This window comes from Nonomuraea cavernae (assembly GCF_014646355.1).
GTDB lineage: Bacteria > Actinomycetota > Actinomycetes > Streptosporangiales > Streptosporangiaceae > Nonomuraea > Nonomuraea cavernae.
Window position 1 is genome coordinate 759,426 of the sequence record NZ_BMNH01000001.1, and the last position, 16,849, is coordinate 776,274.

Annotated in this window: 18 protein-coding genes; 10 read left to right on the plus strand and 8 right to left on the minus strand. The window is 70.3% G+C overall.

The features are described 5' to 3' along the window. Positions 1 to 75 precede the first annotated feature (75 nt). From IEY82_RS03545 to IEY82_RS03585, 9 genes are all read left to right on the plus strand, one after another. A complete protein-coding gene (locus tag IEY82_RS03545) occupies positions 76 to 483 on the plus strand; it encodes a VOC family protein (RefSeq protein ID WP_189122434.1) in 408 nt (135 codons plus the stop codon). A 138-nt stretch (positions 484 to 621) separates the two neighbouring features. After that, entirely contained in the window at positions 622 to 1,533 is a 912-nt protein-coding gene (locus tag IEY82_RS03550) for an ABC transporter ATP-binding protein (RefSeq protein WP_189122435.1), read from the plus strand. A gap of 11 nt (positions 1,534 to 1,544) precedes the next feature. Next, the gene (locus IEY82_RS03555) at positions 1,545 to 2,240 is read left to right on the plus strand and encodes an ABC transporter permease (RefSeq protein WP_189122436.1); all 696 of its coding nucleotides are present in this window, start codon (positions 1,545 to 1,547) and stop codon (positions 2,238 to 2,240) included. 3 nt (positions 2,241 to 2,243) lie between these two features. After that, positions 2,244 to 3,407: a sensor histidine kinase gene (locus IEY82_RS03560; RefSeq protein WP_189122437.1), complete on the plus strand. Its 1,164-nt coding sequence runs from the start codon at positions 2,244 to 2,246 to the stop codon at positions 3,405 to 3,407. Next, positions 3,400 to 4,041 carry a response regulator gene (locus IEY82_RS03565; RefSeq protein ID WP_189122438.1) on the plus strand — a complete coding sequence of 214 codons (642 nt, stop codon included), beginning with the start codon at positions 3,400 to 3,402 and terminating at the stop codon, positions 4,039 to 4,041. Before IEY82_RS03560 ends, IEY82_RS03565 begins: the two co-directional genes overlap by 8 nt. Before the next feature lie 134 nt (positions 4,042 to 4,175). Next, on the plus strand, positions 4,176 to 4,676 hold the full coding sequence (locus IEY82_RS03570) for a SigE family RNA polymerase sigma factor (protein ID WP_189122439.1): 501 nt from the start codon (positions 4,176 to 4,178) through the stop codon (positions 4,674 to 4,676). A 1-nt stretch (position 4,677) separates the two neighbouring features. Further along, on the plus strand, positions 4,678 to 5,547 hold the full coding sequence (locus IEY82_RS03575) for a hypothetical protein (protein WP_189122440.1): 870 nt from the start codon (positions 4,678 to 4,680) through the stop codon (positions 5,545 to 5,547). Between the two features lie 65 nt (positions 5,548 to 5,612). After that, a complete protein-coding gene (locus tag IEY82_RS03580) occupies positions 5,613 to 6,173 on the plus strand; it encodes an isochorismatase family protein (protein WP_189122441.1) in 561 nt (186 codons plus the stop codon). Positions 6,174 to 6,432: 259 nt separating this feature from the next. Next, on the plus strand, positions 6,433 to 7,347 hold the full coding sequence (locus IEY82_RS03585) for an LLM class flavin-dependent oxidoreductase (protein ID WP_189122442.1): 915 nt from the start codon (positions 6,433 to 6,435) through the stop codon (positions 7,345 to 7,347). Positions 7,348 to 7,388: 41 nt separating this feature from the next. Here IEY82_RS03585 and IEY82_RS03590 read toward each other — a convergent pair whose 3' ends face one another. The 8 genes from IEY82_RS03590 to IEY82_RS03625 all read right to left on the minus strand — a co-directional run bounded on the left by IEY82_RS03590 (position 7,389) and on the right by IEY82_RS03625 (position 15,235). Beyond that, a complete protein-coding gene (locus IEY82_RS03590; protein ID WP_189122443.1) occupies positions 7,389 to 8,249 on the minus strand; it encodes an MOSC domain-containing protein in 861 nt (286 codons plus the stop codon). 90 nt (positions 8,250 to 8,339) lie between these two features. After that, positions 8,340 to 9,110, minus strand: a complete 771-nt coding sequence (locus tag IEY82_RS03595) for an HAD family hydrolase (protein WP_225262098.1) — start codon at positions 9,108 to 9,110, stop codon at positions 8,340 to 8,342. Further along, positions 9,107 to 9,910 carry an inositol monophosphatase family protein gene (locus IEY82_RS03600; RefSeq protein WP_189122444.1) on the minus strand — a complete coding sequence of 268 codons (804 nt, stop codon included), beginning with the start codon at positions 9,908 to 9,910 and terminating at the stop codon, positions 9,107 to 9,109. Before IEY82_RS03600 ends, IEY82_RS03595 begins: the two co-directional genes overlap by 4 nt. Then, positions 9,901 to 10,665 (minus strand): HAD family hydrolase, encoded by a 765-nt coding sequence (locus IEY82_RS03605; RefSeq protein WP_189122445.1) that lies wholly within the window; start codon positions 10,663 to 10,665, stop codon positions 9,901 to 9,903. The genes IEY82_RS03600 and IEY82_RS03605 overlap by 10 nt, the downstream gene beginning before the upstream one ends. Beyond that, positions 10,662 to 11,759, minus strand: coding sequence for an ABC transporter ATP-binding protein (locus IEY82_RS03610; RefSeq protein WP_189122446.1), 1,098 nt, complete (start codon positions 11,757 to 11,759; stop codon positions 10,662 to 10,664). Before IEY82_RS03610 ends, IEY82_RS03605 begins: the two co-directional genes overlap by 4 nt. Then, on the minus strand, positions 11,760 to 13,586 hold the full coding sequence (locus tag IEY82_RS03615) for an ABC transporter permease (protein ID WP_189122447.1): 1,827 nt from the start codon (positions 13,584 to 13,586) through the stop codon (positions 11,760 to 11,762). A 54-nt stretch (positions 13,587 to 13,640) separates the two neighbouring features. Next, on the minus strand, positions 13,641 to 14,300 hold the full coding sequence (locus IEY82_RS03620) for a DUF47 domain-containing protein (RefSeq protein ID WP_225262100.1): 660 nt from the start codon (positions 14,298 to 14,300) through the stop codon (positions 13,641 to 13,643). Continuing rightward, a complete protein-coding gene (locus IEY82_RS03625; protein ID WP_189122449.1) occupies positions 14,297 to 15,235 on the minus strand; it encodes an inorganic phosphate transporter in 939 nt (312 codons plus the stop codon). Before IEY82_RS03625 ends, IEY82_RS03620 begins: the two co-directional genes overlap by 4 nt. A 367-nt stretch (positions 15,236 to 15,602) precedes the next feature. On the opposite strand from IEY82_RS03625, the gene IEY82_RS03630 reads away from it, so the two are divergent. After that, the gene (locus tag IEY82_RS03630; protein ID WP_225262102.1) at positions 15,603 to 16,745 is read left to right on the plus strand and encodes an ABC transporter substrate-binding protein; all 1,143 of its coding nucleotides are present in this window, start codon (positions 15,603 to 15,605) and stop codon (positions 16,743 to 16,745) included. The last annotated feature ends 104 nt before the right edge of the window (positions 16,746 to 16,849 follow it).

Here is a 16,849-nt window from a genome sequence, read left to right on the forward strand (position 1 = left end):
CCCCCCACATTGACATACCGAGAGTACGCGAACTACCGTACCGTCACATACCGATGGTATGTGAAAGGGAGAGTCATGGACCTGACCGGCTTCTATCCGGTGATCTGCACGGCCAAGGTGGCCGAATCGAAGGACTTCTACGTGCGGCTGTTCGCCTTCGAGGTGACGTTCGAAGCCGACTGGTACGTGAGCCTGCGCCGCGGCTCCCACGAGCTGGCGCTGCTCGACCACACTCATCCGACGTTGCCGCAGGCCTACCGGCGGCCGGTCGCGGGACTGCTGCTCAACGTCGAGGTGGCCGACGTCGACGCCGAATGGGAGCGCCTGGTCGTCGGCGAGGGGCTGACCCCGGAGCTGCCGCTGCGCGACGAGGACTTCGGCCAGCGGCACTTCATCGTGCCGGACCCCAACGGCGTGCTGATCGACGTCATCACGCCGATCGCCCCATCCGAGGAGTACGCCGCGCAGTACACCGCCACCTGAAACGGCCGGCTGCCGTGTACCGGGAAACTCGCGTACCCGGCATCAACCGATCGGTGGATTCCAGGGTCAGCCGCGTACCGGGAGGATCCTGGCTGACAAGCCGATTCGCCCGAGGAGTGGGCGCAAGATGCTTGAGCCATGGCAGTCATCGAGGTCACCGACCTGCGCAAGCGGTACAGAGAGCTGACGGTTCTGGACGGGGTGTCGTTCTCCGTGGAGGAGGGCGAGATCTTCGGCATCCTCGGGCCCAACGGCGCCGGCAAGACCACCGCCGTCGAGTGTGTGGAAGGACTGCGCCGGCCCGATGCCGGGTCGGTCAGGGTGCTGGGGTTGGATCCGGTCAAGGACGGGCGGGAGCTGCGGGAGCTGATCGGGGTGCAGCTCCAGCACACGCAGTTGCCGGAGAACATCAAGGTGTGGGAGGCGCTGGACCTCTATGCCTCCTTCTACGCCAGGCCGCGCGACTGGAGGCGGTTGCTGGAGGAGTGGGGGCTGGCCGACAAGCGCGACGCCCGGTTCGGGAAGCTGTCGGGAGGGCAGAAGCAGCGGTTGTTCATCGCCCTGGCGCTGGTCGGCGATCCGCGGGTGGCCTTTCTCGACGAGCTGACCACGGGGCTCGACCCGCAGGCTCGCCGTACGACCTGGGAGCTGATCAAGCGGGTTCGTGCGAACGGTGTGACGGTGGTGCTGGTCAGCCATTTCATGGACGAGGTGGAGGAGCTCTGCGACCGGGTCGCCGTCTTCGACGGCGGCCGGGTCGTCGCGATCGACACCCCGGACGGGTTGATCGGCGGGGGCGACGCCGAGCATCACATGAGGTTCACGCTGGTGAGCGGTGACCTGGTCGAGCTGGGGGAACTGCCCGGCGTGACGGCGGTGAGCAGGACCGGAAACCGGGTGGTCGTCACGGGCCGCGGTGATTTCGCCACGACCGTCACCGCGTCGCTCGCCCGGCACCACATCCTGGTCAGCGATCTGCGCATCGACAAGCGCACCCTCGACGACGCCTTCGTCGCCCTGACCGGCCGTTCGTTCGACCCCACCCACTGACGGAGACAATCATGACCAAGCTGGCCATCGTCGAACTGAAGCTGCTGACCAGGGAGCCGGGCGCGATGTTCTCGCTGCTCATCCCGCTGTTCATCCTGGTGGTCTTCGGGAGCTCCCTCGAACCGGGTGACACCGTGCTGCTGCCGATGGCGCTGGCCATCGCCGTGGGGCTCGTGGGGCTCTACCTGCTGCCGACCACTCTGGCCACCTATCGCGAGCGGGGCATCCTGCGCCGGCTCTCCGCCACCCCAGTGCGTCCGGCGAACATGCTGGTGGTGCAGTTGCTCCTGCAGCTCGTGCTGGCGGTGGTCGCCTGTGGCCTGCTGATGACCGTCGCGGGCACCATGCTGGGGGCTCACCTGCCCTCCCGGGGGTTGCTGGTCGCGGTGGCGTTCCTGCTCGGTACGGCGGCGATGTTCGCCATCGGGCTGCTCATCGCGGCTCTGGCTCCGAACGGGCGGACCGCCAACGGGTGGGGTGTCCTGCTGTACTTTCCGATGGCCTTCCTCGCCGGGCTGATGCAGCCCAAGGACCAGATGCCGGTTATCTTGGCCACTGTCGGCGAATACACTCCTTTGGGCGCTTTCCGGCAGAGCCTGCAGGATGTCTGGGCGGGGGGCGCGCCTGATCCGCTGCTCCTGATGGTGCTGGCCGCGTACGCGCTGGTCATCAGCATCGCCGCAGCCCGGTTCTTCCGCTGGGAGTGAAGCATGACGGGGCGGCTCGACCGGTGGGAACGGCTTCTGCAACGCCAGATGGCGGCGGCTCCGTACGTCCTGCTGATGATCTCCACGGTGTTGGCCCTCCTCACCGACGGCTGGTCGTGGGTGCCCGTCGCTCTGGCCGGGATGGCCGCCGCCTGGATCTGGCTGGTGCCGCGAGGCGCGGTCTACGTGGCCGGGCTCGTGGTGGTGATCGGAGTGCTCTGTACGCAGGGGGTGTGGTTCGCCGCTTTCTTCGGTTTCACCGGCTACCTTCACTCGTGGCAGTACCTGAAGGGGATGTGGCGGTTCGTCGGAGTGACCGCCACGGCGGCGATCAGTGTCGCGGCCTACAACGATGGGCCGCCCGACCTGACCCCGTCCGGGATCCTCACCTATCTGCTCTTCACCGTCGCCATCGTGGCCGTGGTCGGCCTGTTCAGCTTCGTCGGCGAGATCACCGCCGAGCGCAGCGACGAGCGGACCCGAATGGTGGCGCAACTTGAGGAGGCGATGCGGGAGAACGCCGGTCTCCATGCCCAGTTGCTGCTCCAGGCGCGGGAGGCGGGCGTGCTGGACGAGCGGCAGCGCATGGCGGGGGAGATCCACGACACCCTCGCGCAGGGCCTGACCGGCATCATCACCCAACTCCAGGCGGCCAGGCAGGCCGACGACTGGCAGCGGTACGTGGACAACGCCGTACGGCTGGCGCGGGAGAGCCTGGCCGAGGCCCGGCGCTCCGTCCACGCGGTCGGGCCCGGCGAGCTGGAGTCGGCGCCGCTGCCCGAGGCGCTGCGCGAGGTCGTGGCCCGGTGGAGCGAGCTCAACGAGGTGCGGGCTGACTTCACCACGACTGGTACGGTCCGTCCCATGCATCCCGAGGTGGAGGAGACACTGCTCCGCACGGCGCAGGAGGCCCTGGCCAACGCGGCCAAGCACGCGGGCCCGTCGCGGGTCGGGCTGACCCTGTCGTACATGGAGGATGTGGTCACCCTGGACGTACGCGACGACGGCGCCGGATTCGACCCCGAGCGCGTCCGCGACGGCGGCGGCTTCGGGCTGGCCTCGATGCGCAAGCGGGTGAACCGCCTGGCGGGCACGCTGGCGATCGAGTCAGAACCGGGCGGCGGCACCGCGATCTCCGCCAGTGTTCCGGCGGTGACGCGTGGCTGAACGTCCGATCCGGTTGCTGATCGCCGACGACCATCCCATCGTCCGCGACGGCATCCGCGGCATGTTCGCCGGCGACCCGGGCTTCGAGGTGCTCGCCGAAGCCGCCGACGGCGCGCAGGCCGTCGACCTGGCCCGGGCACTGGACCCGGACGTGATCCTCATGGACCTTCGCATGCCGAACATGGACGGTGTCACGGCCATCAGGGAGCTCGCCCGGCTCGGGATCACCGCCCGGGTCCTCGTCCTCACCACGTACGACACCGACAAGGACGTCCTGCCCGCCGTCGAGGCCGGGGCCACCGGCTACCTGCTCAAGGACACCCAGCGCGACGACCTCGTCCGAGCCGTCCGTACGGCTGCGCGGGGCGAGGCCGTGCTCTCCCCGTCGGTGGCGACCCGCCTGCTCGGGCAGGTGCGCGCGCCGGCCGAGCCGCTGAGCGCGCGGGAGCTGGAGATCCTGGACCTCGTCGCCCAGGGCACCACCAACCGTGAGGTGGCCGCACGGCTGTTCATCAGCGAGGCCACGGTCAAGTCGCACCTGCTGCACATCTACACGAAACTCGGCGTCAACGACCGCGCGGCGGCCGTCGCCGTCGCCTTCCGGCGCGGGCTGCTCGACCTGGAGCGTGACTGACCGGGTAGGGCGCCACGCGATCCCGCGGCAGCCCGCTCGGGCATCGTCCGGCTGATGAGCGGCGAGTCCGAGATCGACGCCATAGATCCACGGGCTTGTCCGCATCTAAGCGGATGAGACCCGAGGAGAACCTTGTGCACCCCGACCAGCATCGAGATTTCACCGAGTTCGTCGCCACCCGCTCCGACAGTCTGATCAGGCTCGCCTACGTCCTGACCAATGACCAGCACACCGCCGAGGACCTGCTGCAGACGGCGCTGACCAAGACCGCCGCGCACTGGCGACGGATCCGCGACAGTCCTGAGGCGTACGTGCGCCAGGTCATGTACCGCGACCAGGTCGGTCGCTGGCGAAGTCCGCGCTGGGGCCGTGAACGCGTGGTCCAGACGCCCCCCGAAAGCGTCTCGCAGGACCGGACCGGTGAGGTCGATACGCGCCTCACCCTGGCCCAGGCGCTGCGTTCCCTGCCCGCGCGTAAGCGGGCGGTCCTGGTGTTGCGCTACTACGAGGACCTCCCGGAGTCCGAGGTCGCCAAGATCATGGGCTGCTCGGTGGGGACCGTGCGCAGCCAGACCCACCAAGCCGTCGCCCGGTTGCGCGAGCTGGTCGGCGAGACCATCACCCTGGAGGCCTGAGATGACCGTCGACGAACAGCGGATCGCCGGAGAGCTGCGACTGATGGCCGAGGAGGCGGGACCCGTGGACGCGCTCGCCTACGTCAGGCGGGCACGGGCCGGCTCGATCCGGCGACGGCGCCTGTCGTGGTCGATCGCCGGACTCGTGGCGGCCGCCTCGGTGGTCGCGGTAGTGGTCACGGGCGCCTTCGGCGGACCCGGCGGGCACACGGCGGCGGGTGTGGCGACGTTGCCGGACAACACCCCTGAGCAACTGCGGGCCGTCCGCGAGTGCATGCCCAAGGGGGGGCCGGTCCACAACATGGACGGCGAGCGGCGCATCTCCGAGCACGGCGCCGTGCGGGACTTCCGGCTGCTGGCGGAGTACCGGGACCAGGGCGGGTCGACCGCTCTGGTCGGCAGCGAGTCCGGCTTCGTCCTTTGTACGCCGACCACGCAGCCCGAGTTCGCGGAGCGTGCGGTGTTCACCTACTGGGGATTCGAGGCCCCGGGGAATCTGCCGGACATCTCAGACGGTCTCCGGGTGGACGCCTACACCGTGCAGACGCATTCGTACGCTGTGGGGCCGGAACGGCTGCAGAGGGATGAGCCCTACCGGGTCGTGGCCGGCCGGGTGACCGCCGAGGTGCGCCGGGTCGAGATCGACTGGGCGGACGGGAGGCGGACGGACGCGCGGGTGAGCAACGGGTTCTTCATCGCCCGGGTGCCCGGGAAGTCGGTCCCGGATCCACGCGGACGCGAGGACGCGCTGGGTGAGCCGCTCACGATTCTGGACTCGCCGCCGGTCACGGTGACCGCGTACGGCACGGGAGGCCAGGTCCTGCGGCAGGAGAAGGACGTGGTGTTCGGCCCGCTGGGACGCCAGGAGTGACCGACCCGCTCGTTGTCGGTGGGGCCGTCTACGGTGGGTGGACACCGGATCATCAAGGGGAGACCATGACCACTCTCGAGAACCGCCCCCACACCGCGCTGCTCGTGGTCGATGTGCAGAACGCCGTCGTCGAGGGCGCCTACGAGCGCGACGCGGTCGTGGCCAACATCGGCAGCCTGGTCGAGACGGCACGGCGCGAAGGGGTTCCGGTCGTCTGGGTGCAGCACTTCGACGAGGAGCTCGTGAGAGGGAGCGTCGAATGGCGGATCGTTCCCGAGTTGGCTCCGGGCGACGCCGAGCCGCTCGTCGAGAAGTCCTACGGCGACTCCTTCGAGGACACCACCCTGGAGACCGTCCTGTCGGGCCTCGGGGTCGGCCGGCTCGTCGTCGCCGGAGCGGAGACCGACGCGTGCATCCGATCGACGCTGCATGGCGCGTTCACCAGGGGATACGACGCGATCCTGGTTGGCGACGCCCACACGGCCCAGGACAAGACGGCGTGGGGGGCGCCGCCGGTGGAGCAGGTCATCGCGCACACCAACCTCTACTGGCGTTTCCAGGCGGCACCGGGGCGGACGGCCGGGACGGTCGAGACCAAGGAGGTCGACTTCGGCGGCACCTCCTGACCGCCGTGCCGCACGGTCGGCGGCAAACGGCCGTGCGGTGCGGCGGTCGGGCCTGCCGCACGGTCGGCGGCGACGACCGGGGGCACAACGGTCAGGACCTGCGACCCGGCCGGCGGCAACGGCCGGTCTTGGTCACGCGGTCGGGGCCGACCCTCGGGCGCGCCCGGGCCCCGACCCGCACGTTGACCTCAACCTGGCTTGAGGTCGCGCGCTGTGCCCATGTTGACCTCAACCTGGCTTGAGGTCGCATGCTGTGCCCATGGAGAGCTTCGAGATCGGCGTCATCCTGCCTGGCATCGCCGTCCAACGTCGCGATGGCATCGACCTGCGAGAGGCCGCTCGGCATGCCGAAGACGCCGGGCTCGACGGTGTGTGGCACGGCGACCATCTGGCGGTCGGCGGGCCGGTGCTCGACGTGTCGATCGCCCTGGCCACCGCCGCCGCGGCCACCGGCCGGGTCAGGATCGGCGCCAGCGTGTTCGTCCCCGCGATCAGGCCCGTCGCCTGGGTCGCCAAGCAGATCGCGACCCTGCAGTATGTGTCCCGCGACCGCCTCGTGCTGGGGGTGGGCTCGGGTGGCGGGCCCGCGCAGTGGGCCGCCGCCGGAGTGCCCTACGGTGAGCGCGGCGGACGCACCGACACCGCTCTTGAGCTGCTTCCCCGACTGCTGGCGGGCGAGAAGACCCGGCTGCGGGACGAGCCGGGCGAGCCGGTCGTCGAGCTGGCGCCCGCCGTGGCGATGCCGCCGGTGTGGGTGGGCAACGCCTCCGGCGTGGCGATCCAGCGGGCGGCGCGGCTGGCGGACGGCTGGTTCCCCTCCCTGATCTCCCCCGCCGAGGTCGCCAAGGGCGGGGCGCGGCTCGCCGAGCTGGCCGCCGAGCACGGCCGGCCCGCGCCGGTCATCGCGATCGGAGGTGCCGGCGCTCTGGGATCCGGGCCGGGTCTGCCGTCCCGGGAGGAGATCGCCTCGGGCATCGCGAGTGCCTATGGTCGCCCGCTGGAGGAGGTCACCGAGATCCCGCTCACCGGTCATCCGGAGAAGGCGGCCGAGAGGCTGGCCGCCTACCGCGACGCCGGGGCGCGGCACGCGGTCATCGGGATCTCGGGCGGTGACTGGCGGGCTCAGGTCGATCTGCTGGCGGAGGTCCGGAGCCTGCTCCACCGGTCGACCTGAGCACTTCACCGGGAGATCCGCCCGCGCGGCAGGGGTGTGACTCACGGCGCCTGGAGCTCCGGCTCGCCCCAGGACTCGACGACGACCTCGTCGCCGACGGCGAGCTTGCCGGTCCGTACGACGGAGAGTTTCACGCCGAACGCGACCCCGCCGCCGGCGGTGCGGCGATAGGTGGCGAGGGTGCGGATGGGCTCCGGCCCCACCTTGCCGCCGCTCTCCTGGTCGACCATGGTGACGGCGCACCGGATGGCGAGCTTGGCGTACCCGAGCCCGGTGTCGCCGATGCGCAGCCGCCGGACCAGGTCCTCCTGGTGCGGTCGGGTCCACCCGCCGACGACGATGTTGGGACGGAAGCGGGCCATCGGCAGCGCCGCGTCACCGTCGGCGAGCCGCTGGTTGAGCAACGCGAGCGTCGCCTCGGAGACGAGGTGCACCGCGCCGCTGTCGGCGTAGCCGGGCCTGCCCGGGATCCAGCCGCCGGTCACCCGGTCGTGCTCGGGCGGCACCCGTACCAGCCTGCTCGGCGCGCCCAGCACGTCGGACAGCCACTCGGCCGCGGCCCGCCCCTGGTCGATCCCCTTGTACGGGTCGCCGAACATCAGCACGTCGCGCCGGGCGCCACGCACGTCCACCTGGACGGTCAGCGCCTCGAAGGCCGGCGCCCGGAGCGTGAGCCGGTCGCCCTCCGCGTCGATCGTGGGGCGGATGGTGGCGAGTCGCGGATCGCGTCGCTGGCTGCGGAACACGCCGTCCTCGCCGGTCACCATGAAGCTGCGGTCGTGCGCGAGGCCGGCCGCCGTCACGAGCGTCTCGGTCACCGGGATGCCGGCGCATCCCTTGACGGGATAGGAGGTCAGGTCGGTGACGACGGCCGTCGCTCCACCGGGCGGGTCGGGGTGCATGGCTTGCACCTTAGAGAGCCGACCGGCGCCGGAACCAGGAACTGAGCCGGTATCTGACGCGATCTCGTCAGATTCGACCCCATGACGGGACTACGACAGGGCCAGCTCCACCAGGTCGGCGACGGCGCCGTCCGCGCAGGCGCCGACGACGACGTCGGACGCGGCCCGGACGTCGGGATGGCCGTCCCCGACCGCGACCCCGAGCCCGGCGGTTTCGATCATGTCGAGGTCGTTGGGGTTGTCGCCGATGGCGGCGACCTGCGTCAGCGGCACGCCCCGGGACACAGCCAGCTCGCGCAGCGCCGCGCCCTTGGTCGCGCCCGGGGGGAGAACCTCCAGGTAGGTGGCCTCGGATCGGACGAGGGTCGTCTCCGGGATGTCCAGGCTGGGCAGGGGAGCTCCGATCAGCATGCACTTGGTGATCTCGCCGGGCGGCAGGGTGGACCAGTCGCCCGGATGCCGCAGCCGGATCCCGTCACGCTGCGCGAAACGCCGCAACTCGGGCACGTCGTGCGTCGCCAGGGCCTCCTCACCGGAGAACACCACCGGATAGACGCCGCGCGGAAGCTCGTCGAACAGGCCGAGCAGTGACTTCCAGGCGGCCGGAGGCAGGTGGCGCGAGCGCAGCACGGATCCGGTGCCGAGGTCGACGGTCCGGGCGCCGTTGTAGAGGATCGCCTCCCCGGAAAGGCCCAGCTCGTCGTAGAAGGGACGGGCCGACGCCTCCATCCGTCCGGTCGCGATGAACACCTCCCCGCCCGCGGCGAGGAAACGGCGCAGCGCCCGGCGGCTGGCGGGCACCATGACCAGATCGCGTCCGACGAGGGTCCCGTCCAGATCGGTGACGATCCAGCGGATCACGAGGCACTCCTCACCGTGGCGACCTCGGCCATCACGGACCCCGCGAGGTCGAAGCCGCCCACGCAGGCCAGGTAGCCTCCGGGCGTGAAGACGCTGCCGGACAGCGGGATGTAGACGCCTCCGGCCTGTTCGACCAGCAGCGAGCCGGCCGCCACGTCCCAGGGGTTGACGTGCGTGCCGTACGCGACGTCGGACCAGCCGGCCGCGACGTGCGCCAGTTTCAGAGCCGCGCTCCCGGGACGGCGCGTGCTGGCGAAGGCGTTGACCATCCGGCCGAACCTGCGCAGGGCCGCGTCGCCCTCCGCGGCGAGATCGCGCGGGGTGGGATAGCTCGACAGCAGCACCGCCTCCCGATCCACGCGCGCGCCCCGGCTGCGGATCGGCTCCCCGTTGCAGCGGGCGCCGTCGAGCGAGGCGGTGAACTCGTCGTCGCGGACCGGGTCGTAGACGACGCCGGCCACCACCGCGCCGTCCACCGCCACCCCGATCGAGGTGCAGAAGAACGGCAGGCCGGCGGCGAAGTTCGCGGTGCCGTCGATGGGGTCGACGTACCAGCGGAGGTCGCCCTCGCCCCGCACCCCGTCCTCCTCGCCCTCCACCACGCTGCCGGGGCACAGGCGGGTCAGGACCTCCCGGATGCGCTCCTCGGCCGCCCTGTCGTGCTCGGTCACGGGGTCGTGGAAGTCGCGCTTGGTCTGGACGGCGGGCCGGGACCGGAAGGCGTCCCTCAGCTGGTCGCCGACCGATCGGGCCGCTTCGGACGCGATGGCCGCCAGCTCACGCGAGCCGTTCAGGTCCATGTCTCCTCCAGGAGGTTCAGAAGGCCGCGCGGATCCTCGACGGTCGCCTGAGGGCTCTGCCGTACCTTGTAAGGGATCTTGTCCGTGCTCCGGGAGACCATCAGGACGGTGGCTCCCACCTGGGCGCGGGCCCCGCAGACCACGTCCCGGTCGTAGTTGTCGCCGACGTACCAGGTGTCGGCGGGATCGACGCCGAGGGCCCGGCAGGCGATCCAGATCATCTCCGGATTGGGCTTGCGGACGCCGACCTCGTCGCTGTAGACCTGCACCGCCACCTGACGGTCGAGGCCGGTGCGGGCGAGATAGTCACGGTGGACGGCTCCGCAGAGGGCGTTGCTGACGACCCCGGGTGTGACACCGCGCGACCAGCACGCCGCCAGGAGCTCCTCCGTGCCGGGGCGGGTCTTGCGGTCGCCGCGCAACTCGCCCATCCGCGCGCACAGTGGTGTCGCCTCGGCGATCACCAGCGCCCGCGCCTGCTCCGGCCAGTCTCCGGCCACGAAGTCGGCCCAGAACCGGCGGTGCGTCATCTCCTCGGGGGCGAACTGCCTGGAGGTCGAGTCCTTCCAGTACGTGTCGGCGCGGGCGCCCGCCCGGATGTCGCTCTCGACCTCCTCGACGGTGAGACCGTGGAAGCCGGCCCTGCCGAGGCGGTCGTGCACCTCGCTGGCGAGCTCCGCCCCCCACGACGGGCGCTTCACGCTCTCCACCATCACGCCGCCGAAGTCGAGGAGCAGCGCCTTCGGCCGGATCACGCGCCGACCTTCGTCCTGTCCCAGGACGAGATCCGGTCGCCGCCCTCGCCGAACAGGTGCATCTGGTCGGTCCAGCAGGTCAGCGTGTCGCCGGGCTCGGCTTCGACCGGCGTGTACGACAGCGCGTACAGCTCGGCGTCCAGGATGCGCAGCCGTACGGTCCATGAGGAGCCGGCCGGTAACACGGCCTCGACCAGCGCCTCCTCGGACCAGGCGGCATCGGGCGGCGGGTCGAGGCGCAGTGCCTCCGGCCGGATGCCGATGCCGGCCGGAGCGCATCCGGCGGCGCGGGACTCGACGAAGCGCAGCAGTGAGCCGGCCAGTCCCGTGGGGGCGGCGCCGACGTCGACGATCGCCATCGGCGGGCTGCCGACGAACTCGGCGACGAACCGGTTGGCGGGCCTGGCGTACAACTCCATCGGAGCGGCCAGTTGCTGCAGCTCGCCCTCGTTCATGACCGCGATGTCGGTGGCCATGGTGAGGGCCTCCAACTGGTCGTGCGTGACGAAGACGATGGTCGCGCCGGACTCGTCGTGAATGCGCTTGAGCTCGGCCCGCATCTCCAGGCGGAGGCGGGCGTCGAGGTTGGACAGCGGCTCGTCGAGCAGTAGCACCGTGGGGTTGATCGCGAGCATCCTGGCCAGCGCGACCCGCTGCTGCTGCCCGCCGGACAGCTGGGAGGGGTAGCGCTCCATGGCGGCGTCGACGTGCACCATCTTCAGCGCGGCGGCAGCCCTGGCCCGCCGCTCGGGGGCGGGCACCTTGCGCATGCGCAGCCCGAACTCGACGTTCTCGCGCACGGACAGGTGTGGCCAGAGGGCGTAGTTCTGGAAGACCAGCCCCATGTCGCGCTTCTCCGGCGGCACGTAGAGGCCGCGCTCGACGGAGTCGAGGATCCGGTCGCCGACGGCGATGGTGCCCGCGCTGGGCTGTTCGAGACCGGCGATCATGCGCAGCGTGGTGGTCTTGCCACAGCCGGAGGGGCCGAGCAGGCACATGAACGCGCCGTCGGGCACGGTCAGGTCGAGGTTCTTCACGGCGTAGTCGCCACCGCCGTAGCTTTTGGCGACTCCGCTCAGGGTGATGTTCGGCATCTATCCTCCAAGGCCGGACGCCAGGCTGCTCTTGGTCAGCCGCTGGGTCAGGTAGGTCATGGTGAAGGAGACCAAGGCGATCACGAGCACGACCGCGTTGGCGAGCTGGGTGTATCCGTAGTCCACGAGGCCGATCGACAGGGTGGTGAGCAGTTCCGTGCCGGTGGTGGTCAGCATGATCACGATGCTGAGCTCCTTGAGCCCGGAGATGAAGGGCAGCACGATCCCGGTGACGAGGGCGCCCTTCTGGATCGGGAAGATGATCCGCCGCATCCGCTGCCACCAGGAGGCGCCGGCGATCTGCGCGGCCTCCTCCGGCTCACGGCCGAGCTGCATCATCGCCGCGATGCCCGAGCGTGAGCTGTACGGCAGGTGCGTCACGGCCATCACCAGGATCAGCAGGAACGTCGTCCCGTACAACGCGGGGACGGGCCCCCGGGCGACGGCGAACAGCGACAGCGAGGCGGCGGCGAACGCGATGCCGGGGATGAGGTAGGGCAGGAAGGAGACCTGCCGGAGGAACCCGGCGATGCGGGGCGCGCTGCCGCGCACCACGACGTAACCGATCAGCAGCCCGCACAGCGCGCAGATCAGCGAGGCCAGGCCGACGATGCGGAGCGAGTTCCAGGCCGCGGTCCACAGCTCGGACCCGCGGAAGACGCCATGCGGGAAGCCGACCGCTCCGGGCAGCCGTTCGGCCAGCCAGAAGTCGAGGGTGAACGTCGACAGGTCCAGAGGTGTCCGGGTGACCGTCGACAGCAGCAGCGTCAACACCGGGACCAGCACGCTCAGGACGAAGACCAGCAGGCCGAGCGCGAAGGCGGGCCAGCGCCAGCGGCGCAGGTCGCCCAGCCGGTCCATCGCGCCCTTGCCGCCCACGGTGACGAACCGGCGGTGCTCGCGCATCAGCCGGCTGTCGGTGAAGACGATCAGGATGCCGATGATCACGATGACGGTGGCCAGCACGGAGGCCACTCCGGTGCTGCGGTCCCGGATCGACTGGTAGAGCCCTGTCGACAGCACCCGGAAGTCGGCCGGCAGGCCGAGGACGTAGGGCGTGCCGAACGTGCCGAGCACGCGGCCGATCACCAGCAGCACGGCCGAGGACAGCGCCGGAAGCATAAGGGGTGCCACGATCCTGCGGATCACGGTCCGCTGCGGGGCCCCGAGGATGCGGGCGGAGTCCTCCAGTTGCGCGTCGATGCGGCGCAGCGCGTTTCCGACCAGGAGCAGGACGAACGGGTAGTAGTGCAGCCCCAGGGTGATGATGATCGGGACCGCGCCGTACGCGAGCGAGTCGGGGGTCCGGATGCCCATGGCCTGCAGGAATCCGACCTGTCCGCCGGCGCGCTCGTTCTTGAACAGCGACAGCCAGGCCAGTGAGAACGTCCACGACGGCAGCATGTACGGCACCACCAGCGCACCGGCGAGCCACTTGCGGCCCGGCACGTTGGTCCTGGTCACCAGCCAGGCCATGCCGCCTCCGACGACCACCGCGAACACCACGGTGCCCACGGCGACGACCAGCGTGTTGAGCAGCGGCTCCCAGAACAGCAGGCCGCTGATCTGGGAGCGGAACACCCGCCACAGGTAGTAGCCGGTCCATTCGCCCGGCTGTTGCCCGGCGTGCACCTGGTCGCCGTACTGCAGCCGGAACGCGTCCGACACGACCGCGACCAGTGGCGCCACGACGAGGTAGGCGAGCAGGGCGACGAGGATCAGGCCGAGTGCCGCGGTGGGGTCGTGGCGCAGCACCCGGAGCCGGTACACCAGTCTGCGCCGTCTCGGTGGGGGCGGCGGCGTCTCCGCCTTGGTGAGAAGAGCCATCGGTACTTCCTTCGGGGGGTCACGAGGAGCGCCGCGAGGCGCGCGGTCGTTCTCTCAGTGGCTTCGTTTGAGCATCGCGTCGGCGAGCGCGTCGGCGGCCTCGCCCAGCCGCCGGCCCACCGCGTCGAGACGTGACAGCAGCTCACGCTCGCGCAGCGTGTCCATCTCCAGTGATCCGGCGAACAGCTCCGTGAGCCTGGTCTGGTAGAGCTGGCGGACCCGGCTGCAGGCCTTGCGGGTGGCCAGGACGGCCACGGTGACCGAGCCGGGATCGTCGATCATCTTCACCACGGCGTTCTCCAGCTCGTCGAGGCCGTCGATCACCGCCCGCAGCGGCTCGGCCGCGAACGAGAGGTCACCGGGCCCGAACATGTCGCTCTCCCGGACGTAGTCGCGCAGGTGGTCCAGCACGTCGTCCACCGAGCGGGAGAGCCGGAACAGGTCCTCCCTGTCTATGGGGGTCACGAGCACGCGCCGCAGCACCCGCACGAGCTCGGCCCGCGCCGCGTCGCCCTCGTGCTCGATCTCCGTCATCCGGAGGCGGGCGGCCGAGCGCTCGACGGCGCCGGACGAGGTCGAGTGGGCCAGCACGGCGCCCGCCCGTACGACGGTGATCTGGGCGCGGACCAGGCCGACGATCCGCCGTCCCGATCCGCCGCGCAGGTCGTCCCAGGCTCGGGCGATCCGCCGGAGGCGGCCGTCGGAAGTCCTCACAGCAGCCTCAGCGCGAGCCCGGCCAGGCAGCCCAGCGCCATCGACGACGGCAGCGTGAGCAGCCAGGCCATACCCACGTTCAGGACGCCCTGCCATCGCACCCTCCTGGCTCCTTCGCTGGTCGCCACGCCGACGACCCCCGCTGTTATGGACTGCGTCATGCTGACCGGGCTCCCGAGCGCCGAGCTGCCGAGGACGGCGCCGGTGGCCGCGGTCTCGGCCGAGACGATGTGCAACGGCCGGGTGAGGACCAGGCCGCGGCCGAGCCGTTCCCCGACGCGGGTCAGGCTGGTCAGCGCTCCGGCGAGGAAGATCAGCACCAGGGCGGCCATCCAGGCCGGCGGGACCGAGACGCGGCCGACCCCGCCCAGCCCGTCGCGGTCGACGCCGTAGGCGACGCTCACCACCGCGATCATCTTCTGGCCGTCGTTCACCGCGTAGGCCACGCACTGGGCGGCGTAGGCCAGCAGGTGGGCGCCGAGCAGGAGCCGCGGCATCCGGCGGTGGGAGGGCACCCGGCGCGACATGGCCCCCAGCAGGTAGCCCAGGACCAGCCCGACCAGGGGAGCGCCGGCGCCGATCGCCAGCACGGTGCCCAGGGCCGACCACGAGACCGGGAGACCGGCGCCGAGCCCCGCTCCGCTGATGCCGCCGATGACCGCGAGCGTCAGACTCGTCGGCAGCCCTCTGCCGCTCAGGACCGCGACCACGACCACCGCGATCAGCACTCCTGACAGGAACGCCACCGCGCCGCCGGCCGTCCCCAGCCCCGCCAGCCGCTCGGTGAAGGTTCGCGCGACCGTCATGCCCAGCACGTACGGCCCGGCGAAGAGCACGACCGCGAGGAGCGCCGCGACGGTCCAGCCCGGGGAGTGGGGGAACCTGAGGCCGAGGCCGATGAGCGTGGCGCCGTCGTTGGCACCGCTGATCAGCACGAAGAGGATCGCAGCCGCTCCGAACGCGAGGGGCCATCCCATCACGGATGGAGCCGCCGATCGCGCATGATGTCTCCTTGTCCAGGTGCCTCCAGTTCTAGATGAACATCAGATGAACGTCAATGATTTGTCCAGACATAAGGACGACAAGTTTAATTTGGGCCAAGGTGAGCGGTGGGCAGGGGCTTCGCTCGCCGAGCGGGCCGAGACTCGCCCAGAAAGGTAAGTATGTCTTGACAAAATGTTCACGTGACGTTCATCGTTAGGCGCACTGCGGTGCCCACTCGGGGCTCTGGGCGACGCACACCATCCCCCGAGAAGCAAGAGGAGTGACGCCATCGTGAGGCGTACCCGCAATCTCATTTCCGTGTCGCTGCTGGCCCTGGCCGTCGCCGCCTGCGCACCCTCCACGAGCGCCGTCGCCCCCTCGGACAACACGGCGGCCAAGCCGCTGCCCAGCGCCTCCCTCGATGCGGACTTCAACCTGGACGCGCTGGTCGCGGCCGCGAAGAAGGAGGGCAAGCTCCTGGTCTACGACTCCAGCGGCGACATCGAGGAAGTGGCCAAGGCGTTCACCGCCAAGTACGGCATCGCGATGGAAGGGGTGAAGTCCGACACCCCGCAGACGGCCGAGAAGATGACCAGGGAGCACGCCGCGGACAACGTCACCATCGACGCGGCGATGTACGAGGACGGGGGAGTGCTGGTCGGCCAGCTGATCCCGCAGGGTGTGGCGCAGACCTGGGTGCCCGCCGACCTCAAGGACCAGATCCCGGCCGACGACCAGAACCCCCTGCTGGCGCTGTCGAAGGCCACGATCTTCGCCTACAACACCAAGCTGTCGCCCGGCGGCTGCCCGGTGAAGAACATCTGGGACCTCACCGAGAAGGAATGGGCCGGCAAGCTGGTCATGCAGGACCCGCTGGGCAAACCGACCGTGCTGTCGTTCTTCACCCAGATGGACGCGCACGGCGGCCAGGCGCTGGAGCAGGCCTACCAGGCGAAGTACGGCAAGCCGCTGGAGACCAAGGAGAAGAGCGCCGCCTACGAGTGGGTCAAGCGGATGGCGGCCAACAAGCCGGTGCTGACCGGGTCCGACGAGGACATCTCCGCCGCGGTCGGCGCGCCCAGCAGCACCGACACCAAGATCGGCTTCATGTCGATCTCGAAGTTCCGCAACAACGAGGAGAAGGGATACACCCAGTCGACCTGCTCGGGCATGGTGCCGTTCGCCGGCTTCAGCTATCCCAAGTATGTGGCGATCGCCGGCAAGTCGAAGCATCCGAACGCGGCCAAGCTGTACGTCCACTTCATCATGACCGAGGAGGGCGTCAAGCATGAGATCGGAGAGGGCGGCATCTCCGGCAACAGCACGGTCAAGCCGCTGGTCGTCCCGGAGGGGCTGACCGACTGGCAGGGCCAGCTCTTCCACACCGATCCCAAGGGCCTGCTCGGCGACCTCCAGAACCGTCAGACGGTCTCCGACTTCTGGCGCGTCAACCACGGGTGATCCGAGCGGTTCGGCGGCGTGCCGGGTGGAAGGACGTGCCGGTCGTACGAGTCAGGAGGACGTGCCGGCCGTACGAGTCGCGCCCCCGCATAAAACCTTATGTC